The organism is Amycolatopsis sp. NBC_00355 (assembly GCF_036104975.1).
In the GTDB taxonomy this organism is placed as follows: Bacteria; Actinomycetota; Actinomycetes; order Mycobacteriales; family Pseudonocardiaceae; genus Amycolatopsis.
Window position 1 is genome coordinate 6,179,112 of record NZ_CP107982.1, and the last position, 24,420, is coordinate 6,203,531.

Annotated in this window: 23 protein-coding genes; 15 read left to right on the plus strand and 8 right to left on the minus strand. The window is 69.8% G+C overall.

Annotation, left to right across the window (positions count from 1 at the left end):
• Positions 1 to 449 precede the first annotated feature (449 nt).
• From OHS18_RS27770 to OHS18_RS27795, 6 genes are all read left to right on the plus strand, one after another.
• On the plus strand, positions 450 to 2,207 hold the full coding sequence (locus OHS18_RS27770; RefSeq protein WP_328618590.1) for a glycoside hydrolase family 3 protein: 1,758 nt from the start codon (positions 450 to 452) through the stop codon (positions 2,205 to 2,207).
• Complete coding sequence (locus tag OHS18_RS27775; protein ID WP_328612911.1) at positions 2,204 to 3,481, plus strand: exo-beta-N-acetylmuramidase NamZ family protein; 1,278 nt, start codon at positions 2,204 to 2,206, stop codon at positions 3,479 to 3,481. Before OHS18_RS27770 ends, OHS18_RS27775 begins: the two co-directional genes overlap by 4 nt.
• A 47-nt stretch (positions 3,482 to 3,528) precedes the next feature.
• A complete protein-coding gene (locus OHS18_RS27780; protein WP_328618591.1) occupies positions 3,529 to 5,259 on the plus strand; it encodes a serine hydrolase in 1,731 nt (576 codons plus the stop codon).
• 211 nt (positions 5,260 to 5,470) lie between these two features.
• Positions 5,471 to 6,472: a MurR/RpiR family transcriptional regulator gene (locus OHS18_RS27785; RefSeq protein WP_442874341.1), complete on the plus strand. Its 1,002-nt coding sequence runs from the start codon at positions 5,471 to 5,473 to the stop codon at positions 6,470 to 6,472.
• Between the two features lie 23 nt (positions 6,473 to 6,495).
• Entirely contained in the window at positions 6,496 to 7,425 is a 930-nt protein-coding gene (locus tag OHS18_RS27790) for an N-acetylmuramic acid 6-phosphate etherase (RefSeq protein ID WP_328447730.1), read from the plus strand.
• A gap of 125 nt (positions 7,426 to 7,550) precedes the next feature.
• Positions 7,551 to 8,639: a HoxN/HupN/NixA family nickel/cobalt transporter gene (locus OHS18_RS27795; RefSeq protein ID WP_328618592.1), complete on the plus strand. Its 1,089-nt coding sequence runs from the start codon at positions 7,551 to 7,553 to the stop codon at positions 8,637 to 8,639.
• On the opposite strand, the gene OHS18_RS27800 is transcribed toward OHS18_RS27795, so the two are convergent.
• Positions 8,566 to 9,768, minus strand: coding sequence for an MFS transporter (locus tag OHS18_RS27800; protein WP_328612912.1), 1,203 nt, complete (start codon positions 9,766 to 9,768; stop codon positions 8,566 to 8,568). The genes OHS18_RS27795 and OHS18_RS27800 overlap by 74 nt on opposite strands.
• A 61-nt stretch (positions 9,769 to 9,829) precedes the next feature.
• Between OHS18_RS27800 and OHS18_RS27805 the strand changes: the two genes are divergently transcribed.
• On the plus strand, positions 9,830 to 10,135 hold the full coding sequence (locus tag OHS18_RS27805; protein WP_328612913.1) for an ArsR/SmtB family transcription factor: 306 nt from the start codon (positions 9,830 to 9,832) through the stop codon (positions 10,133 to 10,135).
• Between the two features lie 11 nt (positions 10,136 to 10,146).
• Here OHS18_RS27805 and OHS18_RS27810 read toward each other — a convergent pair whose 3' ends face one another.
• Positions 10,147 to 10,869 carry an oxidoreductase gene (locus tag OHS18_RS27810; protein ID WP_328612914.1) on the minus strand — a complete coding sequence of 241 codons (723 nt, stop codon included), beginning with the start codon at positions 10,867 to 10,869 and terminating at the stop codon, positions 10,147 to 10,149.
• Positions 10,866 to 11,363 carry a phosphoribosyltransferase gene (locus OHS18_RS27815; RefSeq protein ID WP_328447721.1) on the minus strand — a complete coding sequence of 166 codons (498 nt, stop codon included), beginning with the start codon at positions 11,361 to 11,363 and terminating at the stop codon, positions 10,866 to 10,868. Before OHS18_RS27815 ends, OHS18_RS27810 begins: the two co-directional genes overlap by 4 nt.
• A 113-nt stretch (positions 11,364 to 11,476) precedes the next feature.
• Here OHS18_RS27815 and OHS18_RS27820 point away from each other — a divergent pair, with 113 nt between their 5' ends.
• The 3 genes from OHS18_RS27820 to OHS18_RS27830 all read left to right on the plus strand — a co-directional run bounded on the left by OHS18_RS27820 (position 11,477) and on the right by OHS18_RS27830 (position 14,823).
• A complete protein-coding gene (locus OHS18_RS27820) occupies positions 11,477 to 12,079 on the plus strand; it encodes a GNAT family N-acetyltransferase (protein WP_328612915.1) in 603 nt (200 codons plus the stop codon).
• A 99-nt stretch (positions 12,080 to 12,178) separates the two neighbouring features.
• Complete coding sequence (acs, locus tag OHS18_RS27825; RefSeq protein WP_328447717.1) at positions 12,179 to 14,161, plus strand: acetate--CoA ligase; 1,983 nt, start codon at positions 12,179 to 12,181, stop codon at positions 14,159 to 14,161.
• 143 nt (positions 14,162 to 14,304) lie between these two features.
• A complete protein-coding gene (locus tag OHS18_RS27830; protein ID WP_328612916.1) occupies positions 14,305 to 14,823 on the plus strand; it encodes a DUF6319 family protein in 519 nt (172 codons plus the stop codon).
• A gap of 536 nt (positions 14,824 to 15,359) precedes the next feature.
• Here the strand turns inward: OHS18_RS27830 and OHS18_RS27835 are convergent.
• Both OHS18_RS27835 and OHS18_RS27840 read right to left on the minus strand, forming a co-directional pair.
• A complete protein-coding gene (locus tag OHS18_RS27835) occupies positions 15,360 to 15,575 on the minus strand; it encodes a hypothetical protein (protein ID WP_328612917.1) in 216 nt (71 codons plus the stop codon).
• 46 nt (positions 15,576 to 15,621) lie between these two features.
• Positions 15,622 to 15,975, minus strand: coding sequence for a cupin domain-containing protein (locus tag OHS18_RS27840; protein ID WP_328447714.1), 354 nt, complete (start codon positions 15,973 to 15,975; stop codon positions 15,622 to 15,624).
• 105 nt (positions 15,976 to 16,080) lie between these two features.
• On the opposite strand from OHS18_RS27840, the gene OHS18_RS27845 reads away from it, so the two are divergent.
• Positions 16,081 to 16,800, plus strand: coding sequence for a VIT1/CCC1 transporter family protein (locus OHS18_RS27845; protein WP_328612918.1), 720 nt, complete (start codon positions 16,081 to 16,083; stop codon positions 16,798 to 16,800).
• Here the strand turns inward: OHS18_RS27845 and OHS18_RS27850 are convergent.
• Positions 16,797 to 18,254, minus strand: a complete 1,458-nt coding sequence (locus tag OHS18_RS27850; protein ID WP_328447712.1) for a peptide MFS transporter — start codon at positions 18,252 to 18,254, stop codon at positions 16,797 to 16,799. The two genes, OHS18_RS27845 and OHS18_RS27850, sit on opposite strands and share 4 nt — an antisense overlap.
• A 183-nt stretch (positions 18,255 to 18,437) precedes the next feature.
• Here OHS18_RS27850 and nhaA point away from each other — a divergent pair, with 183 nt between their 5' ends.
• The 3 genes from nhaA to OHS18_RS27865 are packed head-to-tail and all read left to right on the plus strand — an operon-like array spanning position 18,438 to position 21,111.
• Positions 18,438 to 19,616 carry a Na+/H+ antiporter NhaA gene (gene nhaA, locus OHS18_RS27855; RefSeq protein WP_328447711.1) on the plus strand — a complete coding sequence of 393 codons (1,179 nt, stop codon included), beginning with the start codon at positions 18,438 to 18,440 and terminating at the stop codon, positions 19,614 to 19,616.
• A gap of 59 nt (positions 19,617 to 19,675) precedes the next feature.
• Positions 19,676 to 20,176 carry a phage holin family protein gene (locus OHS18_RS27860; RefSeq protein ID WP_328447710.1) on the plus strand — a complete coding sequence of 167 codons (501 nt, stop codon included), beginning with the start codon at positions 19,676 to 19,678 and terminating at the stop codon, positions 20,174 to 20,176.
• A gap of 5 nt (positions 20,177 to 20,181) precedes the next feature.
• Complete coding sequence (locus OHS18_RS27865) at positions 20,182 to 21,111, plus strand: alpha/beta fold hydrolase (RefSeq protein WP_328612919.1); 930 nt, start codon at positions 20,182 to 20,184, stop codon at positions 21,109 to 21,111.
• Here the strand turns inward: OHS18_RS27865 and OHS18_RS27870 are convergent.
• Positions 21,098 to 22,186, minus strand: coding sequence for an FAD-dependent oxidoreductase (locus OHS18_RS27870; RefSeq protein WP_328612920.1), 1,089 nt, complete (start codon positions 22,184 to 22,186; stop codon positions 21,098 to 21,100). The two genes, OHS18_RS27865 and OHS18_RS27870, sit on opposite strands and share 14 nt — an antisense overlap.
• A gap of 109 nt (positions 22,187 to 22,295) precedes the next feature.
• Here OHS18_RS27870 and OHS18_RS27875 point away from each other — a divergent pair, with 109 nt between their 5' ends.
• The gene (locus OHS18_RS27875; RefSeq protein ID WP_328612921.1) at positions 22,296 to 23,186 is read left to right on the plus strand and encodes a GntR family transcriptional regulator; all 891 of its coding nucleotides are present in this window, start codon (positions 22,296 to 22,298) and stop codon (positions 23,184 to 23,186) included.
• 49 nt (positions 23,187 to 23,235) lie between these two features.
• Here the strand turns inward: OHS18_RS27875 and OHS18_RS27880 are convergent, their stop codons facing one another.
• The gene (locus tag OHS18_RS27880) at positions 23,236 to 24,420 is read right to left on the minus strand and encodes a MarP family serine protease (protein ID WP_328447702.1); all 1,185 of its coding nucleotides are present in this window, start codon (positions 24,418 to 24,420) and stop codon (positions 23,236 to 23,238) included.

The window sequence follows — 24,420 nt, forward strand, 5'->3', positions numbered from 1 at the left end:
GCGGGAGGCTCGTCGTCTAGGGACTGCGTAGTGGGACGCCACACGCCGAGTCCATGTAGGTACGACCAGAGTTGCACGCTTGGTCGCCCGAGATGTTCGCGCTTTGCAGGCGGCGCCCGTTGGCCTTTGGCCACGGGCGCCGCCTCGTCATGTGGGTACCCCGGTCCGGAGCCGCCGCGAGCAGGCTGGGCCGTTCGGGTCTCCCCTCCCACCGGTCCGTTCGGGTGAGCTGCATCTTGCGAGCGGCGAATTTCCTACCGATCCGGGTACTAACTCGACCGTTGCTGCGGTCGGTCGATGGACATCGAAGGATTCGGTGAGTAGCTTCCCGATATTGGCGCCTCTGAGTGGACTTCTCACGTCGCACCGGGCGCCCGCAACTTTCTGGGAGGCTGGTCGTGACGACCCGAAATCGGAGGTTCCATGCGCTCGCGCTGCCCGTCGCGGGGTTGCTCGCCCTCACCGGTGTGGGTGTCGCGACCGCGGCGAGCGCACCGGCGGTGAGCGCGGACGCGCAGGCGGACGCCGCGGCGACGCAGGCGCTGCGTGGCCTGACGCTCGAGCAGAAGGTCGGGCAGCTGTTCGTCACCTGGGTGAACGGCAAGTCCGCGGACGAGGTCAACCCGAAGAACCAGACCGACTTCGGTGTCGACACCCCGGCGCAAGTGATCCAGAAGTACCACCTGGGCGGCGTCATCTACTTCAACAACGACAGCCGCGACAACTTCGACGACCCCGTCCAGGTCGCGAAGCTGTCCAACGGCCTCCAGAAGGCCGCCGTCTCGAGCGGGGCGCACATCCCGCTGCAGGTCGGCGCCGACCAGGAGGGTGGCACGGTCACCCGGATGGGCGCGCCCGCCACGGAGTTCCCGAACTCGATGGCCATCTCGGCCGGCCGCGACACGGGCCGGGCGACGAAGGCCGCGACGATCCTCGGGCACGAGCTGCGCGCGGTCGGCATCAACCAGGACTTCGCGCCCGATTCGGACGTCAACTCGAACCCGGCGAACCCGGTCATCGGCGTCCGCTCCTTCGCCGGGCAGCCCGGGCTGGCGAGCCAGTTCGTCACGGCCGAGGTGAAGGGCTACCAGAACTCGGACTTCCCGACGAAGACCGTCGCGGCGACGGCCAAGCACTTCCCCGGCCACGGTGACGCGGCCACCGACAGCCACACCGGCCTGCCCCGGATCGACCGGACCGAGCAGCAGTGGCGGGACATCGACGTGCCGCCGTTCAAGGCCGCGATCGCGGCGGGCATCGACTCGATCATGAGCGCGCACATCCAGTTCCCGAGCCTCGACCCGTCGCTCGAGCCGGCGACGCTGTCGCAGCCGATCATCACCGGCAAACTGCGCAAGGAACTCGGTTACAACGGCGTCGTCATCACCGACTCACTGGAAATGCAGGGTGTGCGGGAAATGCACAGCGACGCCGAGATCCCGGTGCTCGCGCTGAAGGCGGGGATCGACCAGCTGCTCATGCCGGTGCACCTGGACGTCGCGATCAACGCAGTGCTCAACGCCGTGAAGACCGGCGACCTGTCGATGCAGCGGATCGACCAGAGCGTGCTGCGCGTGCTGAAGCTGAAGTTCAAGCGCGGCATCCTGTTCTCGCCGTTCGTCGACGCGAACCGGGTGATGAAGACCGTCGGCACGCCGGCCAACCTCAAGACCGCGCAGGACATCGCCGACCGCGGTATCACGGCCATCGCCAACGACGCCGGCGTCCTGCCGCTCAAGCAGAAGCCCGCGACGGCGCTCGTGACCGGCTGGGGCGTCTCCACGACGGCGACGCTCGCCCAGAAGCTCACCGCGCACGGCACGGCGGCGACCGCGTACCAGACCGGGCAGGCCCCGACCGACGCCCAGATCGCGCAAGCCGCCGCGAGCGCCAAGAACGTCGACCTCGTGGTCGTGCTGACCAACAACATCGGCGGCTTCCCCCTGCAGACCAAGCTGCTCCAGGCCCTGCAGGCCACCGGTAAGCCGGTCGTCGCCGTCGCCGCGCAGATCCCGTACGACGCGGGCTACGCGAACGCCGTGCCGACCTGGCTGGCGACCTACGGCTACATCAGCCCGACGCTGGAGGCGCTGACCAAGGTCATCCTCGGCGAGGCGAAGCCGGTCGGGAAGCTGCCGGTCGACATCCCGGCGGGCGCCGACCTGCAGACCGTCAAGTACCCGTTCGGCCACGGGCTCACCTGGTGAACCTGAACCGGCGCCACTTCCTCGGCGCGAGTGCGAGCGCCCTCGCGATCCCGGCGCTCGGGGGCGGTTCCCCAGCGGCCGGGGCCCAGCCGGAGCCGGCCGAGGCGCAGAGCCACGGCCGGCTGCTGACCGGCGCGGAGCAACTGGCCGCACAGGGCTGGCAGGCCTTCAAGGGCCGCAAGCTCGGCGTGCTGTCGAACCCGACCGGCGTGCTGCTGAGCGGGGACCACATCGTCGACTCGATGGTCGCGGCCGGCGTCAAGCCGGTCGCGGCCTTCGGGCCCGAACACGGCTTCCGCGGCAGCGCGCAGGCCGGCGGTTCCGAGGGCGACTACACGGACCCACGCACCGGCGTGCCCGTGTACGACGCGTACGGCGCCGACGCGACGAAGCTCGCTTCGCTGTTCACCAAGGCGGGCATCGACACCCTCGTGTTCGACATCGCGGACGTCGGCGCGCGCTTCTACACCTACATCTGGTCGCTCTACACGGCGATGGTGGCCGCGGCCAAGACCGGCGTCGCCGTCTTCGTCCTGGACCGCCCGAACCCGATCGGCGGCCGGCTGGCCGGGCCCGTCCTCGACCCGAAGTTCGCCTCCGGGATCGGGAAGAAGCCGATCGCCCAGCAGCACGGCATGACCGTCGGCGAACTCGCGCGCTACTTCGCCGCGGAGTTCCTGCCGGGTGAAGGCGTCCAGCTCGCGAAGCTCGACGTCGTCCAGGTACGCGGCTGGCAGCGTGACGTCCAGTTCGCACAGACCGGGCTGAACTGGGTGCTGCCGAGCCCGAACATGCCGACGCCGGACAGCGCGCTCGTCTACCCCGGCACCGGCATGTTCGAAGGCACGGTGTTCTCCGAGGGCCGCGGGACGACCCGGCCGTTCGAGATCATCGGCGCGCCCGGGCTCGACTGGCGCTGGCGCGAGAAGCTCGAAGAGCTCTACTTGCCCGGTGCGAAGTTCCGGGAGATCTACTTCGTGCCGACGTTCGGCAAGTTCGTCAACGAGACCTGCGGCGGCGTCCAGGTGAGCGTCAGCGATCCGCGGGCGTTCGACGCGATCCGGACCGCCGTCGCCATGCTCGTCACGGCCAAGGCGCTGCACCCGGACAAGTTCGCTTGGCGTCCCGACAACTACATCGACAAGCTCTCCGGGTCCGACCGGCTCCGGACGATGGTCGACGCCGGTGCCGGCGTCGACGAGGTCACCGGCGCCTGGCGGGCCGAGCTGGCCGAGTTCGACCGCAGACGTCGTCGTCACCTGCTCTACCGCTGAGAGGAAGAGTCGTGCGTGCTAGGAAGGTCATCGCCGCGGCCACCGGAGTGCTGGTCGCGCTGACCACGTTGACCTCGGGAGCCAGTGCCATCGCCACCCCCGCCGGACGCCACGATGACGCCGGCCGGTTCGACCGGCCGCAGCAGGGCTTCGCGCCGTCGTGGACGACCTTGCGCGACGGACCGCCGAAGGACGTCAACCTCGACCCGGCGCCGATCAAGTCGGCCGAGGACTTCCTGGCGAGCTGGACGAAGCCGGACGCCACCGGGCACCCGCACTTCTCCGGCGCGGTCGGACTGCTCGCGCACGACGGCGTCGTCGTCGACCGGTACGCGGTCGGGGGCGCGCTGCGGTACGCCGACGCCGCGGGCACCGAACTGCCCGCCGACCAGCAGGTCCCGATGCGGGGCGACACCATCTTCGACATGGCGTCGATCTCCAAGCTGTTCACGTCGATCGCCGTGCTGCAGCTCATCGAACGCGGGCAACTGACCGTCGACACCCCGGTGAGCCGCTTCTTCCCGGAGTTCGCGACCGGCGACAAGGCCGCCATCACCATCAAGATGCTGCTCACGCACGTCTCCGGGTTCGACGCCGACCCGATCCCGTCGCTGTGGGCCGGCTACCCGGACATCCCGTCGCGCCGGCAGGCCGTGCTCGACAGCCCGCTGAAGAACAAGCCGGGCACCACGTACCTCTACTCCGACATCAACCTGCTCACCCTCGGCTTCATCGTCGAGAAGCTGACCGGGCAGACGCTCGACAAGGTCGTGCACGACCGCATCACGGCGCCGCTGGGCATGACCGACACTGGGTACAACCCGCCCGCGTCGAAGCTGAACCGGATCGCCGCGACGGAGTTCGAGGCGAACCCGCCGCGCGGGATGGTGCGCGGCAGCGTGCACGACGAGAACGCGTGGTCGCTCGGCGGTGTCGCCGGGCACGCCGGGGTGTTCAGCACGGCGGGTGACATGGCCGTGCTGGCCCAGACGATCCTCAACGGCGGCAGTTACCGCGGGCACCGGGTGCTGAGCCCGGACACCGTGCGTCTGATGCTCACCAACTACAACCAGCAGTTCCCGGACGACTCGCACGGCCTCGGCTTCGAGCTCGACCAGCCTTGGTACATGGGCGCGCTGGCCTCGCCGGTCACCGCCGGGCACACCGGTTTCACCGGAACGACGCTGGTCATCGACCCGGAGTCGCGCTCGTTCGCGATCTTGCTGACGAACCGCGTGCACCCGAGCCGCAACTGGGGTTCGATCAACACCGCCCGCCAGGTGTGGGCGACGTCGCTGGCGCGGGCGATGGCCGTGAAGCCGGCCGCCGGGAAGGACGCCTGGACGAGCACGCTGGGTAACAATGCGGTTGCCACGCTGAGTACGCGGCCCATTACTACGCAAAGTGATCAAGCACGCGTGTCCTTCTACGCCTTCGTGGACACCGAGGGAAGCACCGATCCACTACAGCTGCAGACCAGCACCGACGGGGTGAACTGGCAACCGATCGCCCTATCGGTATCCGGGCCGGGTGCACCGTCCGGAGATGTGACGTCGCTCTCCGGACACGGGCACCGTGCCTGGTGGAAGGTGACGGCCACGCTGCCCCAGGCCGCCGCGGTCAGCCTCAGGTGGCGTTACGGCACCGATCCGAACTACACCGGCCGCGGAGTTTCGGTCGACGGTGTGAAAGTCACCGAACGCGGCCGATCACTCCTCGACGGTGAGCGGGAATCGTCTGCTTTCACCGCTGAAGGTTTCCAGTTGAGCGCACGGTGACCGTTCGGTCGCCGAACGCCGACATCCGGGTACCGCTGAGCGGTACCAAGCCGTTTGCGTCGCGACACTAAGTTGCCAAGTCGTTAGCTTGACCTCGTTAACAAGGTCGACCCTGTTGGCGACTTTCTGGTCAACGATTAATCGCAAATCGAGATCCGCAGACACGGACGGGTTGCGATCGTACCGAAGGGTGTGGGTAACCTTGTCGCAAATGCCAACGGTTAGTAACTTTCCGACGGTGACTGATACCGAATCCGTAGTCGGAACGGCACCGTCCGAAGCCGTGCCGGTCCAGTCGGCCGTACGGGACGCCGACGCCAGCCCGCTGGTCCGGATCCGGTCGCTGCTCCCCGGACTGGCCCGCGCCGAGCAGCGCGTGGCCAAGGTGGTGCTGGAGGATCCCGCGCACGTCGCGAGACGCAGCATCACCGAGGTGGCGCTGGCCGCCAACACGAGCGAGACGACGGTGACGCGGTTCTGCAAGGCCGTCGGCGTCGGCGGGTACCCGCAGCTGCGCATCGCGCTGGCCGCGGACACCGCCCGCACCGAGGCGCGCAGCTCGCGCAACCTCGGCGGCGAGATCGGCCCGGACGACGACCTGGCCGCCGTGATCAGCAAGGTCAGCTTCGCCGACGCGCGCGCCGTCGAAGAGACGGCCGAGCAGCTCGACGTCGCCACGATGCAGCGCGTCATCGAGGTCGTCGCCAACGCCGGCCGCTCCGACGTCTACGGCGTGGGCGCCAGCGCGTTCGTCGCCGCGGACCTGCAGCAGAAGCTGCACCGCATCGGCCGCGTGTGCTTCTCGTGGTCGGACACGCACATCATGCTCACCTCGGCCGCGGTGCTGAGCCCCGGTGACGTCGCGATCGGCGTCTCGCACACCGGCGCGACCACCGACACCGTCGAGGCGCTGCGGGTGGCCCGGGAGCACGGCGCGATCACCATCGCCGTGACGAACTTCCCGCGCTCCCCGATCACGGAGGTCGCCGACTACGTTTTGACGACGGCCGCCCGGGAAACCACCTTCCGTTCGGGGGCCACGGCGAGCCGCATCGCCCAGCTCACCGTCATCGACTGCCTGTTCATCGGCGTCGCGCAGCGGCACATGGACGCGTCGGTCAACGCCCTGGACGCCACCAGGGACGCGGTCGGCTCGCACCGCCTGGGAGTCAGGCCGGACGGTCGCCGCCGTCCTCGGGAAACCGGCAAGTAATGACCGGAGAAAATGTGAGGCGCATGATGACCGTCCCCACGCAGGCGGTGCACGTCGATTCGCCGACCGAGACCCGCAATCCCCGCACCACGGACATCGACCTGATGTCCACCTCGGGGATCCTGGGCGCGATCAACGCCGAGGACCGCACCGTCGCCGGCGCGGTCGCCGCTGTGCTGCCGCAGGTGGCACGGGCGGTCGACTACGCGGTGGAGGCACTGCGGGCCGGTGGCCGGGTGCACTACGTCGGCGCGGGGACATCGGGTCGTCTCGCCACGCTGGACGCGGCCGAACTGGTGCCGACGTTCAACGTGCCGGGTGACTGGTTCATCGCGCATCACGCCGGCGGCGAGCGCGCTCTGCGCCAAGCCGTCGAAAACGCGGAGGACGACGACGGGGCCGGCGCGGCCGAGATGGCCGCCATGGTCCAGCCGGGTGACTTCGTGCTGGGGCTGACGGCGTCGGGCAGGACGCCGTACGTCTTGGGCGCGCTGCTCGCCGCCCAGCGCCAGGGCGCTCACACCGGCCTCGTGTCGGGCAACGCGAAGGCCGCCAAGCCGCCGGGCGTCGATGTGCTCATCGCCGTCGACACCGGGCCGGAGGCGATCGCCGGCTCGACCCGGATGAAGGCGGGCACGGCGCAGAAGATGATCCTCACGTCGTTCTCGACGGCGACGATGATCAAGCTCGGCCGGACCTACTCCAACCTGATGGTCAGCATGCGGGCCACCAACGCGAAGCTGCGCGGCCGGACCATCCGCATCCTGCAGGAAGCCACCGGCATGACGATGGCGGACTGCTCCGACGCGCTCACCGAGGCCGGGGGCGACCTCAAGGTGGCGCTGGTGCACCTGCTGTCCGGGGTGGACGTCACGAGCGCGGCGAAGGCGCTCCACACGTCCGGCGGGCACGTCCGCAAGGCTCTTGACTTGGTGAGGGCGCGCGCCAGCTAGCACGCGGTTAGGGGCTTCCGGGTGGCGGAGCCCCCGGCCCGAGGCGAACCCTCGGCTGTCACAGACTGATTGCCGTTCATCTGTTCACCTGTCTAACCTCTCAGATGAGAGTGAAGGCGGTGGCGATGGGTGGCACGATCGAAACGACCGGTTCACGGCTTTCCCGCCGTGAATGGGTCTCCGTGGGCGGGATGGCCGGGTTCATCCTGCTGCTGAACGTCGTGGGCTGGGTGGTGCTGGCGGCTTTCGTCGCACCCCAGCACTACGCGTTGGGGACGTCCGGCGTGTTCGGGATCGGGCTGGGCGTCACGGCGTTCACGCTCGGCATGCGGCACGCCTTCGACGCCGATCACATCGCCGCGATCGACAACACCACCCGCAAGCTGATGGCCGACGGCCAGCGGCCGCTGTCGGTCGGTTTCTGGTTCTCGCTCGGGCACTCGACGATCGTCTTCGTGCTGTGCCTGCTGCTCTCCCTCGGCGTCCGGGCGCTGGCCGGGCAGGTCGAGGACGACGGGTCGGCGCTGCACAAGACCACCGGCCTCATCGGAACGTCGGTGTCCGGCGTGTTCCTGTACGTGATCGCGATCCTCAACCTCGTGGTGCTCGTCGGCATCCTGCGGGTCTTCAAGCGGATGCGCCGCGGCGAGTTCGACGAGGCCGCGCTGGAGCACCAGCTGGACAACCGGGGCCTGATGAACCGGCTGCTGCGCGGGGCGACGAAAGCCGTGCGCAAGCCGTGGCACATCTACCCCGTCGGCCTGCTGTTCGGGCTGGGCTTCGACACCGCGACGGAGATCGGCCTGCTGGTGCTGGCCGCGGGCGCCGCGACGTTCGCCCTGCCCTGGTACGCGATCCTCGTGCTGCCGATCCTGTTCGCGGCCGGGATGAGCCTGTTCGACACCGTGGACGGCTGTTTCATGAACTTCGCCTACGGCTGGGCGTTCGCGAAGCCGGTGCGCAAGATCTTCTACAACCTCACGGTGACGGCCCTGTCGGTCGCCGTCGCGCTGCTGATCGGCACGATCGAATTGGTGTCGATCCTCGCCGAGAAGCTCGACATCACGTCCGGGCCGCTGGCCGCGATCGCGTCGGTCGACCTGGACTACGTCGGGTTCGGGATCGTCGGGTTGTTCGTGCTCACCTGGGTGATCGCACTGGCGGTGTGGCGGTTCGGGCGGATCGAGGAGAAGTGGTCCGCGAAGCTGGGGTGACGCCCAGCGCGAGCGCGGCCAGGGCGGCGAGCGCGCCGGCCGGGCCGACCCACGCCGGGCCCGCTTCGGCGAGGACGACGCCGCCGAGCACCGAGCCGAGCGCGCCGCCGACGTAGATCGCCGAGCCGTTGACGCCCAGTGCGACGGTCGGGACGTCCGGCGCGATCGTGAACAGCCGGTGCTGCTGCGGCACCATCATCATCCCGCCGAACGCGCCGGCGAACAGCGCGAGCAGCAACGCCCCGGGCAGCGTCAGCACGGCGAGATCCAGCACGGCGAGCACGACGGCGGTGCCGGCCAGCGAAAGCGCGAGGACCCGTGCCGGGCCGAGGCGGTCGGTGGCGCGGCCGGTGAACGTCGTCCCGGCGAGCTGGCCGAGCCCGAACCCGACCAGCACCCACGACAGCACCGCGCCGGTCGCGACCGGCGCGACCAGCACCGGCAGGTAGACGAACACGGTGAACCCGGCGAGCGTGCCGAAGACCGTCACCACCAGGACGCGGGCGACCGCCGGCCGCACGACGACGGCGAGGCGTTCGCGCAGCCCGGCGGCGGGCACGCGGACCTCGGGGATGATCGGGATCAGGGCCGCGACGACGACCGCGACCACGCCGATCCCCCACATCACCGCGCGCCAGCCGAACCAGTGCCCGGCGAGCACGCCGATCGGGACGCCGAGCACCATCGACACGCTCATCCCGGCGGCGACCGTGGACAGCGCCCGCCCTCGGCGTTCTTCGGACGAGAGCGCCCCGGCGAGGACGTAGGCGTTGGACTGGAACGCGGCCGCGCCGACCGCCGCGAGCAGCCGGGCCGCGGCGACCACCGCGAACGACGTCCCGAGCGCCTGCCCGGCCATGCCCACGGTGAACAGCGCCATGCCGCCGGCCAGCACCCACCGGCGGTCCCAGGTGCCGGTGAACGCGGCGATGAGCGGCGACGCGACCGCGTACGTCAGGGCGAAGACGGTGGTGAGCTGGCCCGCGACGGACTCCGTCACGTGCAGGTCGGCGGCGATGGTGGGCAGCAGGCCGTTGAGCACGAACCCGTCGGTGCCGACGGTGAACGTGCCGACCGCGAGGACGAGCAGGATCCCCAGCCGATCATTAGATGATCGTCGAATCGTCATACGGTCATGATGGAGCTATACTTCGATCGTTGTCAAACGATCCAACTGTTGGGAGGCCGCGGTGGCCAGGACGCTGCCTCAGCCGGCGCGCGAGGCGATCGAGATCGTGACGGTGCTGCAGGCGCTCGCCGATCCGGTGCGCCTGGAGGTCATCCGCGAACTGTCGACGGTGACGGAGCCGCGCAGCTGCTCGCTCGAGGCGTACGACGTCGACATCACGGCGGCGACGCTGTCGCACCACTGGCGCGTACTGCGCGAAGCCGGGTTGACGACGACGTTCGTCGACGGACGCCGGCGCTGGGTCGAACTACGGCGTGACGACCTGCAGGCGCGGTTCCCCGGCCTGCTGGACGCCGTGCTTGCTTAAGCTGTGCTGGCTTAAGAAGCCGCGTCCGAGATGCTCTTCGCCTCGCGCGCACCGGCTTCGAACGCTTCGCAGTTGAAGAGCAGCCACGCGCGTACGCCCTCCGACGTCCCGCTCGCGAATCCTTCCGCCGCTTCGAGATAACGCGGCACGCGACGGAAGAACGCGACCTCCGGAATGCTCAACGCCTTCGGGTCGAGGCCTGTCGCGACCATCGTCAGCCGCGCCGCGGCCCGCGCCACGACGCCGTCCGCGCTGCCGAAAGGCTTGAGCGCCAACAGTTCCCCGTGCACGACGGCCGTCAGGACCGGGCCCGGCACCGAGGTCGCGCCGGTGACCAGCTGGGCCAGCATCTCCAAGCGGCCACCGCCAGAATGCGGGCGCCCCAACGCATCCGGGTCGCTGACGAGGTCCGCCGCGGCGAGAACGTGCATGCGTGCCAACGCTTGCATGGGCGCGCGGCGCCACGTCGGCAGCAGGGTCTCCAGCGTCTCGGCGACGCGCAGCGCGCCCGCCAGCACCGGGTCCGTGACCCCGCCGTCGGCCGGCAGTTCCGGATTGGCGCCTTCGATCCCCGCCGACGCGCGCGCCGCGCGGACGGACGCTTCGGCCGCGGTCGCCGCGCCGCCACGGAGGTTCGCCGGGAGGCGGTGCACCGCGAACACGGCGTCCTGCGCGGATTTCGCCGCCGCCGCCACACCTTCGAGGTCCAGCAGGGGCTTCAGCGGGTCGCTCATGCGTCGAGAACCTGTCCTTCGCGTTTGACCACGGGCGGCAGCACCGACCACGGGAAGTTGATCCACTTGTCGGTGCGGCGCCAGGCGTACTCGCACTTGACCGTCGAATGCGGCTTCTCGTAGACGACGGCCGAGCGCACCTCGGCGACGTGGTCGAGGCAGTAGTCGCGGACGAGCTTGAGGGTGGCGCCGGTGTCGGCGACGTCGTCGGCGATCAGCACCTTCTTGCTCGTGAGGTCGACGGCGTTCGGCACCGGCGGCAGCATCACCGGCAGGTCGAGGCGCTGGTCGACGCCGGTGTAGAACTCGACGTTCATCACGTGCAGGTTCTTCACGTCGAGCGCGTACCCGAGCGAGCCGGCGACGAACAGGCCGCCGCGGGCGATGGAGAGGATGAGGTCGGGCGCGAAGCCGTCGTCGGCGATCGTGTGAGCCAGTTCACGCGCTGCCGTGCCGAACAGCTCCCAGCTCAGCTCTTCCCGCTCTTCGGCCATCGTTCGCGCCCTTCGATCGTGGTCGACCGAGCATAGGCAACGCCGAAGTGGCCTCCGGAAATGCTCCGAAATTGGCTATCACGAACGGCCAATGACGGCTTTACGGTGGTCCTGTGAGCGACTGGAGCACCCTGCCGACCCTGTCCGGCGAGCACGTCCGCCTGGAACCGCTGACGCCCGAGCACGCCAAGGGCCTGTTCGAGGCCGGCGCCGACCCGGGCATCTGGGCCTGGCTCAGCGTCCGGCAGCCCGCGGACGTCCCGGCCGCCGAACGGATGATCTCGGACGCGCTGGCCGACCCCGCCCGGCGGCCGTTCGCGCAGCTCGACGTCACGTCCGGCCGGGTCGCCGGGACGACGTCGTACTACCAGGTCGTGGCGCAGCACCGGATCCTCTCGATCGGGCACACCTGGATCGGCGCCGACTGGCAGCGCACCGGGCTGAACACCGAGTCGAAACTGCTGCTGCTCACGCACGCGTTCGAAACCCTTGACGCACAACGGGTCTGCTGGGAAACCGATATCCGCAACCTGCGCTCACAACGCGCCATCGAGCGACTTGGCGCGCTTCGCGAAGGCGTCCTGCGCGCGCACCGGATCCGGCCGGACGGCTCTTCGCGCGACACCGTCACCTACTCGATGCTCGCGCCGGAATGGCCGGCCGCGAAGGCCCGGCTGACTGAACGCTTAGTCACCGGCGCTCGCCTGCCTCGGTGAAACCCCGGGGCAACGTGGGTGCAACCTTTTACAAGGCGGACTAACGTCGCTAGCGTGCCGCTAGCCGGTGATCGGCGCACTACAGGAGGCCTTGCAACCATGACCGAGCAGTCCCCAGCCCTGGACAACCTGCTCACCGAGAGCCGTACTTTCCCGCCCAGTGACGATTTCGCTGCTCAGGCCAACGCGCAGGCCGAGCTCTACGCCGAGGCGGACGCCGATCGCGAGGCCTTCTGGGCGAAGCAGGCGGAGCGGCTGACGTGGGACACGAAGTGGACCACGGTACTGGACTGGACCAATGCGCCGTTCGCGAAGTGGTTCGTCGGCGGCAAGCTGAACGTCGCGTACAACTGCGTCGACCGGCACGTCGAGTCCGGCCACGGCGAGCAGGTCGCGATCCACTGGGTCGGCGAGCCGGGTGACACCCGCGACATCACCTACGCCGAGCTGAAGACCGAGGTCTCCAAGGCCGCCAACGCCCTCCTGTCCCTCGGCGTCACCGCCGGCGACGTCGTGGCGATCCAGCTGCAGATGGTCCCCGAGGCCATCTTCGCGATGCTCGCGTGCGCCCGGATCGGCGCGCTGCACAGCGTCGTCTTCGGCGGCTTCTCGCCGACCGCGCTGCGCGCCCGCGTCGACGACGCCGCCGCGAAGATCGTGATCACCTCCGACGGCCAATTCCGCCGCGGCAAGGCGGCGCCGATGAAGGCGAACGTCGACGAAGCGCTCGAAGGCGCCGACAGCGTCGAGAAGGTCATCGTCGTGCGGCGCACCGGCGACCAGCTCGAGGGCGACGTCCCGTGGACCGACGGCCGCGACCTGTGGTGGCACGAGCTCGTCGGCGAACAGTCCGAAGAGCACACTCCCGAGGCGTTCGACAGCGAGCACCCGCTGTTCATCCTCTACACCTCCGGCACCACCGGGAAGCCGAAGGGCATCCTGCACACCTCCGGCGGTTACCTGACGCAGACGGCGTACACGCACCACAACGTCTTCGACCACAAGGCCGGCGAAGACGTCTACTGGTGCACCGCGGACATCGGCTGGATCACCGGCCACAGCTACATCGTCTACGGCCCGCTCGCGAACCGCGTCACGCAGGTCGTCTACGAAGGCACGCCGAACACCCCGCACGAGGGCCGGCACTGGGAGATCATCCAGAAGCACAAGGTCTCCATCTACTACACCGCGCCGACGCTGATCCGCACGTTCATGAAGTGGGGCGCGGAAATCCCGGAGAAGTACGACCTGTCGTCGCTGCGGGTGCTGGGCTCGGTCGGCGAGCCGATCAACCCCGAGGCGTGGATCTGGTACCGCGAGAACATCGGCGCGGGCAAGGCGCCGATCGTCGACACGTGGTGGCAGACCGAAACCGGCGCGATCATGATCTCGCCGCTGCCGGGCGTCACCTCCACCAAGCCGGGCTCGGCGCAGAAGGCGCTGCCGGGCATCTCCGCGAAGGTCGTCGACGACCAGGCGTCCGAAGTTCCCCACGGCGGCGGTGGGTACCTGGTGCTCGACCAGCCGTGGCCGTCGATGCTGCGCGGCATCTGGGGCGACAACGAGCGCTACCAGGAGACGTACTGGTCGCGCTTCAAGGACCAGGGCTTCTACTTCGCCGGCGACGGCGCGAAGTACGACAACGACGGCGACATCTGGCTGCTCGGCCGCGTCGACGACGTGATGAACGTGTCCGGCCACCGGATCTCGACGACCGAGGTCGAGTCGGCCCTGGTCTCGCATCCGACGGTGGCCGAGGCCGCGGTCGTCGGCGCGAGCGACCCGACGACCGGGCAGGGCATCGTCGCGTTCGTCATCCTGCGCGGCAACGCGGTGGACGGCGGCGAGGAGGCCATCCAGGCGCTGCGCAACCACGTCGCGAAGGAGATCGGGCCGATCGCGAAGCCGCGGCAGATCATGGTCGTGCCGGAGCTGCCGAAGACGCGCTCGGGCAAGATCATGCGCCGTCTGCTGCGCGACGTCGCGGAGAACCGGCAGGTCGGCGACGTCACCACACTGGCCGACTCGACCGTGATGGACCTGATCTCGTCGGGCCTGCAGACGGGCAAGTCCGAGGAGTGAGCTAGCGTCTTGCGTGTCAGAGCCCTTCCGGCTTCGCGCCGGGAGGGCTCTTTCATGAACCCCCCGAGCGGCGCACTTCGAACGCATGTTCTACACTGTGCCGCGAACCACACCCCCTTCCCGGGCAAGGAGACGACACGACGATGACCGTGGATGTCCTGACGCACGACGAGGAAACGGCTTCGGCGACCCCTGAGGCGCCCGCCGTTGCCACTGACGAGGCGACGACCGTCACCGAGTCCGCGTCCACCTCTTCGGAGGGCGCTGCTGCTTCTTCGGAGGCTGCTGCTCCTTCGGAGGACTCTGCTTCCGCTGAGCCCGCCGCCGAAGAGGCACCGAAGCCGAAGCGAGGCCGCCCGAAGGGTGCGGCGACCGCGTCGACGGCGAAGAAGACCCGCACGGTCGAGCTGATCCTCACCGTCACCGGCACCGCCGATGGCGAGTGGCAGGCCGAGCTGAAGAACGGCTCCAAGTGGGTCGCGAAGGGCCTGGAGATCCCCGCCGCCGCGGTGTCGCGCGCGGCGAAGGAACTGCACGCCGACCTCTCCGGCCCGATCGACGAGGTGATCAACCAGGCCCGCGAGGCGCAGGCCGCAAAGGTCGCCGCGCTGGAAGCCGAGCTCGAGAAGGCCAAGCAGGCCCTCGCCGAGCTGGACGCCTGAGTTTCAGCTTTCTCTCCAGGAAGCGCCCGGTTCCGCCTTGAGCGGGGCCGGGCGTTTCCGCTGTGCGCAGGACTTTTTCGTGAAACCTTTTCGCGGAGTTGTCGCGCCTCGACGGCCTGAAGACAGCCCCCGCCCTTCCCTGGGGGGCGTCCCCGATCCCAGCGTACCGGTCACCACCTGCAAAAACCGGCCGCTCGGCGATCTGTGGACAACCTGTGCGACTGTGGATGGACGTTTGCGTCGTGATTCGAATTCCGGTAGGGCCGATGTCCGGCGCGGCCAGAGATCGGCTCGCGTGGGTGGGATCGTTCGCCGCCGCGGTCTACGCGATCAGCTCGCGTGACCGGACGGTCAATACGCGTGATTGGACGGCCGACACACGTGATTGGACGGCCGACTCGCGTGACTGGGCAGCCGACACGCGTGACTGGGCAGCCGACACGCGTGACTGGGGAGTCGACACGCGTACTTGTGGGTTCGGGGCGGCGTGCCTGGAGGGTCAGCTTGCGTGACTCGGGGGCGGCTTCCGGCGCCGATCAATCGCCGGCTTTCCGGCGTGCGTCGAAGTCGGCCGGCCATGCTTGGAAGTCGAGCGGCCCGTAGAGGTGCTGCCCCGGGGCGACCAGCATGTCCGCGACGACCAAGCCCTCGATCGCGTCCCACACCAAGTCGTCCTGGATGTCGCCGGCCTCCTCCGTGTGCCAGGGAGTTGCCCAGTCGGAGACTTGCCCGGGAGTGAGCCGTCCCTCCACGAGGTCGAGGAGTGTTTCTCGTACCTGACAGCGAGTGGACACGGCGTCAGGCGATCGGGGGACGGGCCGGCAGCGGGGACTTGAACTCCACCCACATCGAGTCCGTCAGCGCCTCCACCTGGTGCGAGACCCCTTTCGGGTGCACCACCGAATCGCCCGGTTCCAGGACCGACTCCACGCCGTCCACGACGCCTCGCACGCGGCCCGACAGGATGTACACGATCGAGTCATGGTCGTGCTCGTGCGGCGGTGAAGACACCCCGGCCGGGTAGTGGATCAAGTACGCCAGGCCGCTGTCCGCGCTCTCCAGCAGGCGGAACCGGCCCTCGCCCCCGTTGAGCGGCAGGCCCTCGACGGTGACCAGCGGCTGCCACACTTGCTCGTCCATGCCGACCATCATGACCGAAAGTCCCGGTGAGCGAGACGTCCACTGAGGACTCTCTCAGGAACTTAGGCAAGGCAAACCGGGCTGCCCGGATGTTCCCGTTCGTGTTTCACTTGTCAGGTGACCGAAACCATCGCCACGCCGCACGCCCACGAGCCGCACGAAGGTGTCGGCGGGAAGCTGAACTGGCTGCGGGCCGGGGTTCTCGGGGCGAACGACGGGATCGTGTCGGTCGCGGGAATCGTCGTCGGGGTGGCCGGCGCGACCACCGAAGCCACCACGATCCTCACCGCCGGCATCGCCGGGCTGGTCGCCGGGGCCTTTTCCATGGCCGGCGGGGAATACGTCTCCGTGAGCACCCAGCGCGACACCGAGCAGGCGCTGATCCGGCTGGAGAAACAGGAACTGAAGACCATGCCGGAGGCCGAGGAGCAGGAGCTCGCCGACATCTACCGGCAGAAGGGTCTCTCGCCGGAGCTGGCCCGGCAGGTCGCCCGTGAGCTGACCGAAAACGACGCGCTGCAGGCGCACGCGGAAGCCGAACTCGGCATCGATCCGGACAATCTGACCAGCCCGTGGCAGGCGGCGTGGGCGTCGCTGATCGCGTTCTCCGTCGGCGCGCTGCTGCCCCTGCTGGCCATCGCCTGGGGCGGCGTCTCCCTGAGGGTGTGGGCGTGCGCCGCCGCGGTCGTCGTCGGCCTCACGCTGACCGGGTTGATCAGCGCGAGGCTCGGCGACGCGAAGGTGGGGCGCGCGATCCTCCGCAACGTCGGCGTCGGCGCCCTCACCATGGTGGTGACCTACTTCGTCGGGGTGCTGTTCGGCGTCACGATCGGCTAGTGCACGCCCTTCATCATCCGGCGGATGAACGGCGACGCGACGAACAGCAGGACGCCGATGACGATGGCGACGCCGCCGACCGTGCCGAAGTACGCGCCCTCGTGGTCTGCCGAGTAGTACTCGGCGAGCTTGCCGGACATCGCCGTGCCGAACGAGATCGACAGGAAGTTCAGCGCCACCATCTGGGTGCGGAAGGCGTTCGGCGCCAGTTTCGTGGCCAGCGCCAGCCCGACCGGGGACAGCCCCAGCTCGCCGAGGGTGAACACGGCCAGGATGAGCACCATCGCGATCAGCGGGGTGCCGTTCGGGCCGGTGCCGGTGAACGGCAGGAACAGCAGGAACGCGACGCCCATGATGATCGTGCTGATGACGAACTTGATCGGCGACGACGGCTGCCGCGTCCCCAGCTTCGTCCACAGCAGCGCGAACAGCGGCGAGAACAGGATGACGAACACCGGTCCGACCGAGCCGACCCACGGGATCGGCATCTCCCAGCCGAAGATCTTCCGGTCGAGGCGGGTGTCGGCGTAGGTCGCGAGGACCGTGAAGATCTGCTGGTACAGCGAGAAGAACGCGGCGCTGGCGATGAACATCGGGATGAACGAGTACACCCGGCTGCGCTCGTCGGCGTCGACCTTGCGGCTCGAGAGGATCACCGCGAAGTAGACGATCGAGATCCCGCCGACCGCCCAGAGCACGGCGTCGGCGAGGTTGTCGCCCCGGACGACCCCGGTGAGCACCAACACGACGATCACGGCGATGCCGACGACCACGCCGCCGACGACCAGCAGGCGGTTCGACGCCGGCAGCGGGTTCGGCACCTCGCTCGCCTTGTCCGGCAGGTTGCGCCGGCCCAGCGTGTACTGGACCAGGCCCAGCGCCATGCCGACGGCGGCCAGGCCGAAGCCGAAGTGGAAGCCCGCCTGGTCCCAGACCAGGCCGGTGAGGATCTGCCCGACGAACGCGCCGAGGTTGATGCCCATGTAGAAGATCGTGAAGCCGGCGTCACGGCGTTCGTCGTCCGGCGCGTAGAGCGTGCCGACGATGCCGGTGGCGTTCGCTTTCAGCCCGCCGCTGCCGATCGCGACGCACGCGAGGCCGACGCCGAGGCCCGCGACGCCGGGGATCACGGCCAGGCTGATGTGGCCGACCATGATCAGCGCGGCGCTGAAGAACAACGTGCGTTCGGAGCCGAGCAGCCGGTCCGCGACCCACGACCCGAGCACGGTCGCGAGGTAGACCAGGCCGCCGTACGCGCCGACGATGCCGAGCGCGGGCGCCTTGGGCAGGGCGAGTCCGCCCTGGTCGATCGCGTAGTACAGGTAGAACGGCAGGATGCCGAGCATCCCGTAGTAGGAGAAGCGCTCCCACATCTCGACTCCGAAGAGGTTCGCCAGCCCTCGTGGGTGCCCGAAGAACCTCTTGTCCTGCTGGACCTCGGTGGAGGTGCTCACAACTGAGTCATCCTTTGTCTGGACTTCGTTGTCGGTTCGCATGGTATGAGCCCACCGTGTGACCCACCACCGGCACGAGGTGTGGTCCCCGCCATAACGGTCGGTGACGAACGGCGTTAAAATCACGTCAGGTGCGCCGGGAAGTCTGGTCGGCAACAGTGATCAGCGACCCCAGGAGCCGCCGTGTCCCGCCCGTTGAGCGAATTCGCGCGTTACCTGCGCACCGAGACCACCGGCGGGATGATCCTGCTCGGCGCGACGGCGCTCGCCCTGGTCTGGGCCAACTCCCCGCTGCGCGACAGCTACCACGCACTGCGCGACCTCCGGCTCGGCCCGGAGCTCCTCCACCTGAACCTCACCATCGGTGACTGGGCCAAGGACGGCCTGCTCGCGCTCTTCTTCTTCGTCGCCGGGCTGGAGCTCAAGCGCGAGCTCGTCATCGGCGAGCTGTCGCGGTTCAAGCAGGCCGTGCTGCCGGTCGTCGCCGCGATCGGCGGAATGGTCGTGCCCGCGCTGGTCGCGCTGAGCGTCGGCTGGGGGACGCCGGGGATCGACCGGGCGTGGGCGATCCCGGTCGCGACGGACATCGCGTTCGCGCTCGGCGTCCTCGCGCTGACGGCGTCGAACCTGCCCTCGAGCGCGCGGGTGTTCCTGCTGTCGCTGGCCGTGGTGGACGACCTCGGCGCGATCATCGTCATCGCCCTGGTCTTCACGACCGGCTTCGACCTGGTCGCCGTGGCCGTCGCCGTCGTGGCCCTCGCGCTCTACGCCTTCCTGCAGCACCGCCGCGTCCGGACGCCGTGGATCTACGTCCCGCTCGCGCTCGTCACCTGGGTCGCGGTGCACTCGGCGGGGGTCCACGCGACGATCGCCGGCGTCGCGCTGGGCCTGCTCACCCGCGTCCGGCCCGACGAGGGTGAGGCCGAGGCCCCGGCGTTGCGGCTGGAGCACCGGCTGCAGCCGTGGTCGGCGGCCGTCGCCGTACCGCTCTTCGCGTTGTTCGCCGCCGGCATCTCGGTCAGCGGCGACTCGCTCGGCAAGGTCTTCACGACGGCGTTGCCGCTCGCGGTGCTCGCCGGGCTGCTCGGCGGCAAGGTCGTCGGCATCTTCGGCGCGAGCTTCCTGGCGGTGAAGCTGAAGTTCGCCGAGAAACCGCGCGACGTGGGCTGGCGTGACATCGGCGCGTTGTCGCTGCTCGGCGGCGTGGGCTTCACGGTCAGCCTGCTGATCGCCGACCTCGCGCTGCCCGCCGAGGCGAGCGAACTGGCCAAGGCGGCGGTGCTGATCGCGTCCGGGATCGCGTCCCTGCTGGCCGCGGTGATGCTCCTGCGGCGGAGCAAGGTCCACGCCGAAGCGGATTGATCGCCGACACTCGGACACGCCGCCGCGCCCGCTTCACGGCGTCATGGCACGATGACCCGGTGAGCAGCCCCAAACACGAACGCACCGGCCCCGACGGCGTGGGGGCCGTGCCTTACCTCCCGCTGTCCTCCGACACCGACGTCCCCGGCGACCAGTCCCTCGGCCGCCTGGTCGGCGACGCGACCCAGCACATCTCCACCCTGGTCCGGGCCGAGATGGAGCTGGCGAAGTCCGAGCTGGTCGGCGAGGTGAAGAAGGGCCTCAAGGGGGCCGTCTACTTCCTGATCGCGCTGACCGTCCTGCTGTACAGCTCGTTCTTCTTCTTTTTCTTCCTGGCCGAAGGCTTCGCGGACTGGTTCCGGTCCCTGCACCGCTGGGGCGCGTTCGGCATCGTGTTCGTCGTGATGCTGCTCGTCGCGGTCGCGGCCGGGTTCCTCGGCTACCGCAAGGTGAAGAAGTTCAAGGCACCCGAGCGGACGATCGCCAGCGTCAAGGAGACGGCCGCCGCGCTGAAGCCGCAGAAGGCGCCCGAAGCCGACTTGACCACCACGCGCGACTGAATTCGTTGCACCCGTCCCCCGACCCGTCGATCGTCCGGATCGACGGACCGTGGGCGCACCGAGACGTCTCCGCGAACGGCATCCGGCTGCACATCGCCGAACTCGGCGAAGGCCCGGTCGTGGTGCTGCTGCACGGGTTCGCCGAGTTCTGGTGGACCTGGCACCACCAGCTGCGGGCGCTCGCCGACGCCGGGTTCCGCGCGGTCGCCGTCGACCTGCGCGGCTACGGCGACTCGGACAAACCGCCGCGGGGTTACGACGCCTGGACGCTCGCCGGCGACATCGGCGGGCTGATCAAGTCGCTCGGCGCCCGGCGCGCACACCTGGTCGGACACGCGTGGGGCGGCATGCTCGCCTGGACGGTCGCCGCGCTGCACCCCCGGCTCGTGTCGTCGGTGACGGCGATCGGGGGCGCCCACCCGCTCGCGCTGCGGTCGTCGATCGCCCGCACGCTCTGGCGTGGCCAGGGCCGCGCGGCCGGGCACCTGTTCCGCTTCCAGATGCCGATGGCGCCGGAGAAGTGGCTGACCCGCGCGGACGCCCAGGCCGTCGAGGACCTGTTCGACGCGTGGGCCGGCGAGGCCTGGCGGTCCACTTCGGACTTCGCCGACAGCACCACGGCGTTCCGGCAGGCGATGCTCGTGCCGGGCGTCGCGCACAGCGCGCTGGAGTACTACCGCTGGGCGTTCCGCGCGCAGTTCCGCGGTGAGGGCCGCCGGTTCACCGACGCCGTCGGCCGCCGGATCGCGGCCCCCACGCTGCAGCTGCACGGCGCCGACGACACCTGCATCCTCCCCGACACGGCGACGTCGTCCGCGCGCTGGGCGGGCCCGCACGCCGAGCCGGAGTTCTGGCCGGGCGTCGGGCACTTCCCCCACCTCGAGGTGCCGGACCGCACGTCGGCGGCCCTGGTGGACTTCCTCAGCCGAGCGTGAGCGCGTTCTTCGCCTGCTCCAGCGATTCCTCCGAAGGTCCGCCCGTCGGGTTCTCCGTGGCCAGCGCCTGGTTGAGCGCGACGAACGGCCGCATCCGGCGTTCGTACGCCGCGAACGCCTCCCCGTGTTCGGCGCGGCCGAGCTCCTGCGCCAGGACGTACGCGCCGGCGAGCGCGAGGCTGGTGCCCTGGCCGGACAGCGCCGACCCGCAGTAGCCGGCGTCACCGACCAGCACGACCCGGCCCGCCGACCAGCGGTCCAGGTGGATCTGCGCCATCGCGTCGAAGTAGAAGACGTCGGCTTCGGCCATGGCGGACAACAGCTTCGGCACCTCCCAGCCGACCCCGGCCAGCCGCTCGGCGATCAGGCGCTTCTGCTCCGGGACGGTCATCGGGGGCAGCGGCGCCGAGCCGAAGCCGAGGGTCACGCGCAGCTCGGTGTTGTCCCGCACCGGGTAGATCGCGCCGCCGGTCTCCTCGTGCCGGAACCACATCTGCCAGTCCTCGAGACCGAGGAAGTTGGGCGCCGGGAAGATCGCCAGGTACTGGCCGAGGTGCGTGCTGAACCGCTCCTCCGGACCGAAAGCCAGCCGCCGGACCGCCGAGTGCAGGCCGTCGGCGCCGACGACGAGGTCGAACGTCCGGAAGCCGCCGTGCTCGAACTCCACGCGCACGCCGTGCGCGTCCTCGGCCAACGCCGTGACCGAGTCGCCGAAGACGTACTCGACGTCGGCCGCCTCGTGCAGGATCGCGACGGCGTCATCGCGCAGGATTTCGAAGTCGGCGCTGTCGAGCCGGCCGCTGCTGTGGGTGAACTCCTCGGACCGGTACAGCTCCTGCCCGGTCCCGTCCAGCACGGACATCCCGCGCATCCGCGTCCGCTTCGCCCGTAACCGCTCGCCCAGGCCCATCCGGTCGACGACGTCGAGCGCGACGCCGCGCACGTCGACCGCCTGGCCGCCGGTGCGCGGCCCGGGCGCGCGTTCCACGACGGTCACCGTCCAGCCGTCGCGCGCCAGGAACCAGGCCACGGCGCTCCCGGCGACGCCCGCCCCCGAGATCAGTACGTTCCGCATGCATCCTCCAGAGTTGTACGCTTGCCTGCGCCACACTGGAGTTTTCGCAGTTCGATGGCCAATTCTGTACTAGCACAGATGGCTGGCTGTACTAGGTCAGGAGACCGCCGTGAAGTACGTGGTCATCGCCGAGGAGCTGCGCGGCCGGATCGCGCGGGGCGAACTCCCACCGGGCGCGCGGGTGCCCTCGACCCGGCGGCTGGCCGCCGACCACGGCGTCGCGCCGGCGACCGCGGCGAAGGCGCTCGCCCTGCTGAACCAGGAAGGGCTGGTGCGCGCGGAGCCGCGGTCCGGCACGGTCGTCGCGGGTCGTGACCACCGCGGCGGGCACCGGGGCCTGACGCGGGACCGGATCGTGCGCACGGCGATCGACATCGCCGATGCCGAAGGGCTCGCCGCGCTGTCCATGCGCGGGGTGGCGGCGAGGCTCGGCGTCGCGGCCATGGCGCCCTACCGGTACGTGCGCGGCAAGGAGGAGCTCGTGCTGCTCATGGCCGACACCGCGTACGGCGAGCGCGGCTACCCGGAAACCGCGCCGGCGGGCTGGCGCGAGCGGCTGACGCTGGCCGGCCGGACCCTCTGGTCGCTCCACCGGCGGCACCCGTGGCTGGCCCAGCTCACGCCGATCACCCGCCCGCTGCCGTTGCGCAACCTGGCGACGCACGCGGAATGGGCGCTCTCGGCGCTGGCCGAGCTGGACGGCGACGCGGCCACCCTGTGCGACCTGCACGTGCTGTTCTTCAGCTACGTCCAGGGCGTCGCGATCCACCTCGAACGCGAGCAGCACGCGCTGGCCGCGTCCGGGCTGTCCGAAGAGCAGTGGATCGACCACCAGGCGCCCGCGATGGCGGCGATGGTCAGCGGCCACCCGACCTTCGCCCGGATGATGACCGAGCTGAGCACGAACGGCTACGACCTCGTCCTGGACGAGGTCTTCGAGTCGGGCCTGCGCGCCCTGCTGGACGGCCTCGCGCTGCGGTACGGGGTCGTGAGTGTTTAGGGCGGTTCTAACCGCCCTAAACACTCACGACGGGCCGCGGCAGCAGGTATTAGGCGGCGCAGGAGCCGGTCGACACGTTCGTCGACTGGGACGGTGCCGCGTCGACCTCGGCGCGGACCTGCTCGGCCGTCAGCGTGAAGCCGGTTTCCGGGTCCTCCACCGCCGCGCCGAACACGACGCCGATGACGCGCCCGTCCGGCGTCACCATCGGGCCGCCGGAGTTGCCGCTGCGGATCTCCGCGCGGACCGTGAAGACGTCGCGCTGCACCGTGTTGGCCTCGTAGATGTCCGGGCCGCGCAGGTTGATCCGGCCGCGCACGCGGGCCGGGGTCGCGCGGTACGGGCCGTCGAGCGGGTAGCCGAGCACGACCGCGCTGTCGCTCGCCCGGGCCGTCTCCGACGCGAACTGCAGCGGCGGGGCGCTCAGCCGCGGCACGGCGAGCACCGCGATGTCGACCTCGGGGTCGAAGTAGACGACCCGCGCCGGGTAGTCGCCCTGCGTCGTCTCGATGCCGACGGTGTCCGTGCCGGCCACGACGTGCGCGTTCGTCATCACGCGCTGCGGCGAGATCACGAACCCGCTGCCTTCGAGGGACCGCGAGCAGGAGCTGGCCGTGCCGCGGATCTTGACGATGCTGCCGTGCAGCTGCTGGACGACGCCGCTGCTCTGCAGGGCCGGGTCCGGCGGTGAGGTGTCCGCGGTGGGCGCCTTCTCGAACGGGTCCGTGATCGACGGGAAGCCGGACGCGTCGAGCAGCTTCCGCAGCTGGCTCGGCAGCCCCTGCGCGGCCTCCGGCATCGCGTCGTTGACCTTGCCGAGCACCACCGAGTTGTTGATCGCCTTGGGCAGCCAGGGCACGGCGGACACCGTCGTCAGCGGCGTCGCGACCAGCCACGCGACCACGAAGACGACCGCGGCCTGCACGACCGCGCCGAGCGTCTTGTCGATACCGGAGAGCTTGTCCGGGTTGATCTTCTGCCGCAGCCTGCGGCCGACGTACACCCCGAGGGCCTCGCCGAGCGCGATCATGAACACCACGGTCGCGACCGCGAAGGCGACCTTCCACACCTGGTCGTCGAAGAACGAGACCACCACGGGCGCGATCTTGATGCCCACGACGGCGCCGAGCACGACGCCGACCAGCGACGGCAGCGCGATGATCACGCCCTGGTATGCGCCGGACACCGCCGCCAGCACGGCCAGCAGCAGGACCAGCACATCGACCCAGTTCAC

Bases quoted from the DNA above. Each gene is read 5' to 3' on its own strand.
- OHS18_RS27870 (WP_328612920.1), bottom strand. From the start codon at position 22,186: ATGCGGAACGTACTGATCTCGGGGGCGGGCGTCGCCGGGAGCGCCGTG.
- acs (WP_328447717.1), top strand. From the start codon at position 12,179: ATGACCGAGCAGTCCCCAGCCCTGGACAACCTGCTCACCGAGAGCCGT.
- OHS18_RS27800 (WP_328612912.1), bottom strand. From the start codon at position 9,768: ATGACGATTCGACGATCATCTAATGATCGGCTGGGGATCCTGCTCGTC.
- OHS18_RS27785 (WP_442874341.1), top strand. From the start codon at position 5,471: ATGCCAACGGTTAGTAACTTTCCGACGGTGACTGATACCGAATCCGTA.
- OHS18_RS27815 (WP_328447721.1), bottom strand. From the start codon at position 11,363: ATGGCCGAAGAGCGGGAAGAGCTGAGCTGGGAGCTGTTCGGCACGGCA.
- OHS18_RS27810 (WP_328612914.1), bottom strand. From the start codon at position 10,869: ATGAGCGACCCGCTGAAGCCCCTGCTGGACCTCGAAGGTGTGGCGGCG.
- OHS18_RS27795 (WP_328618592.1), top strand. From the start codon at position 7,551: ATGGGTGGCACGATCGAAACGACCGGTTCACGGCTTTCCCGCCGTGAA.
- OHS18_RS27830 (WP_328612916.1), top strand. From the start codon at position 14,305: ATGACCGTGGATGTCCTGACGCACGACGAGGAAACGGCTTCGGCGACC.
- OHS18_RS27790 (WP_328447730.1), top strand. From the start codon at position 6,496: ATGATGACCGTCCCCACGCAGGCGGTGCACGTCGATTCGCCGACCGAG.
- OHS18_RS27840 (WP_328447714.1), bottom strand. From the start codon at position 15,975: ATGATGGTCGGCATGGACGAGCAAGTGTGGCAGCCGCTGGTCACCGTC.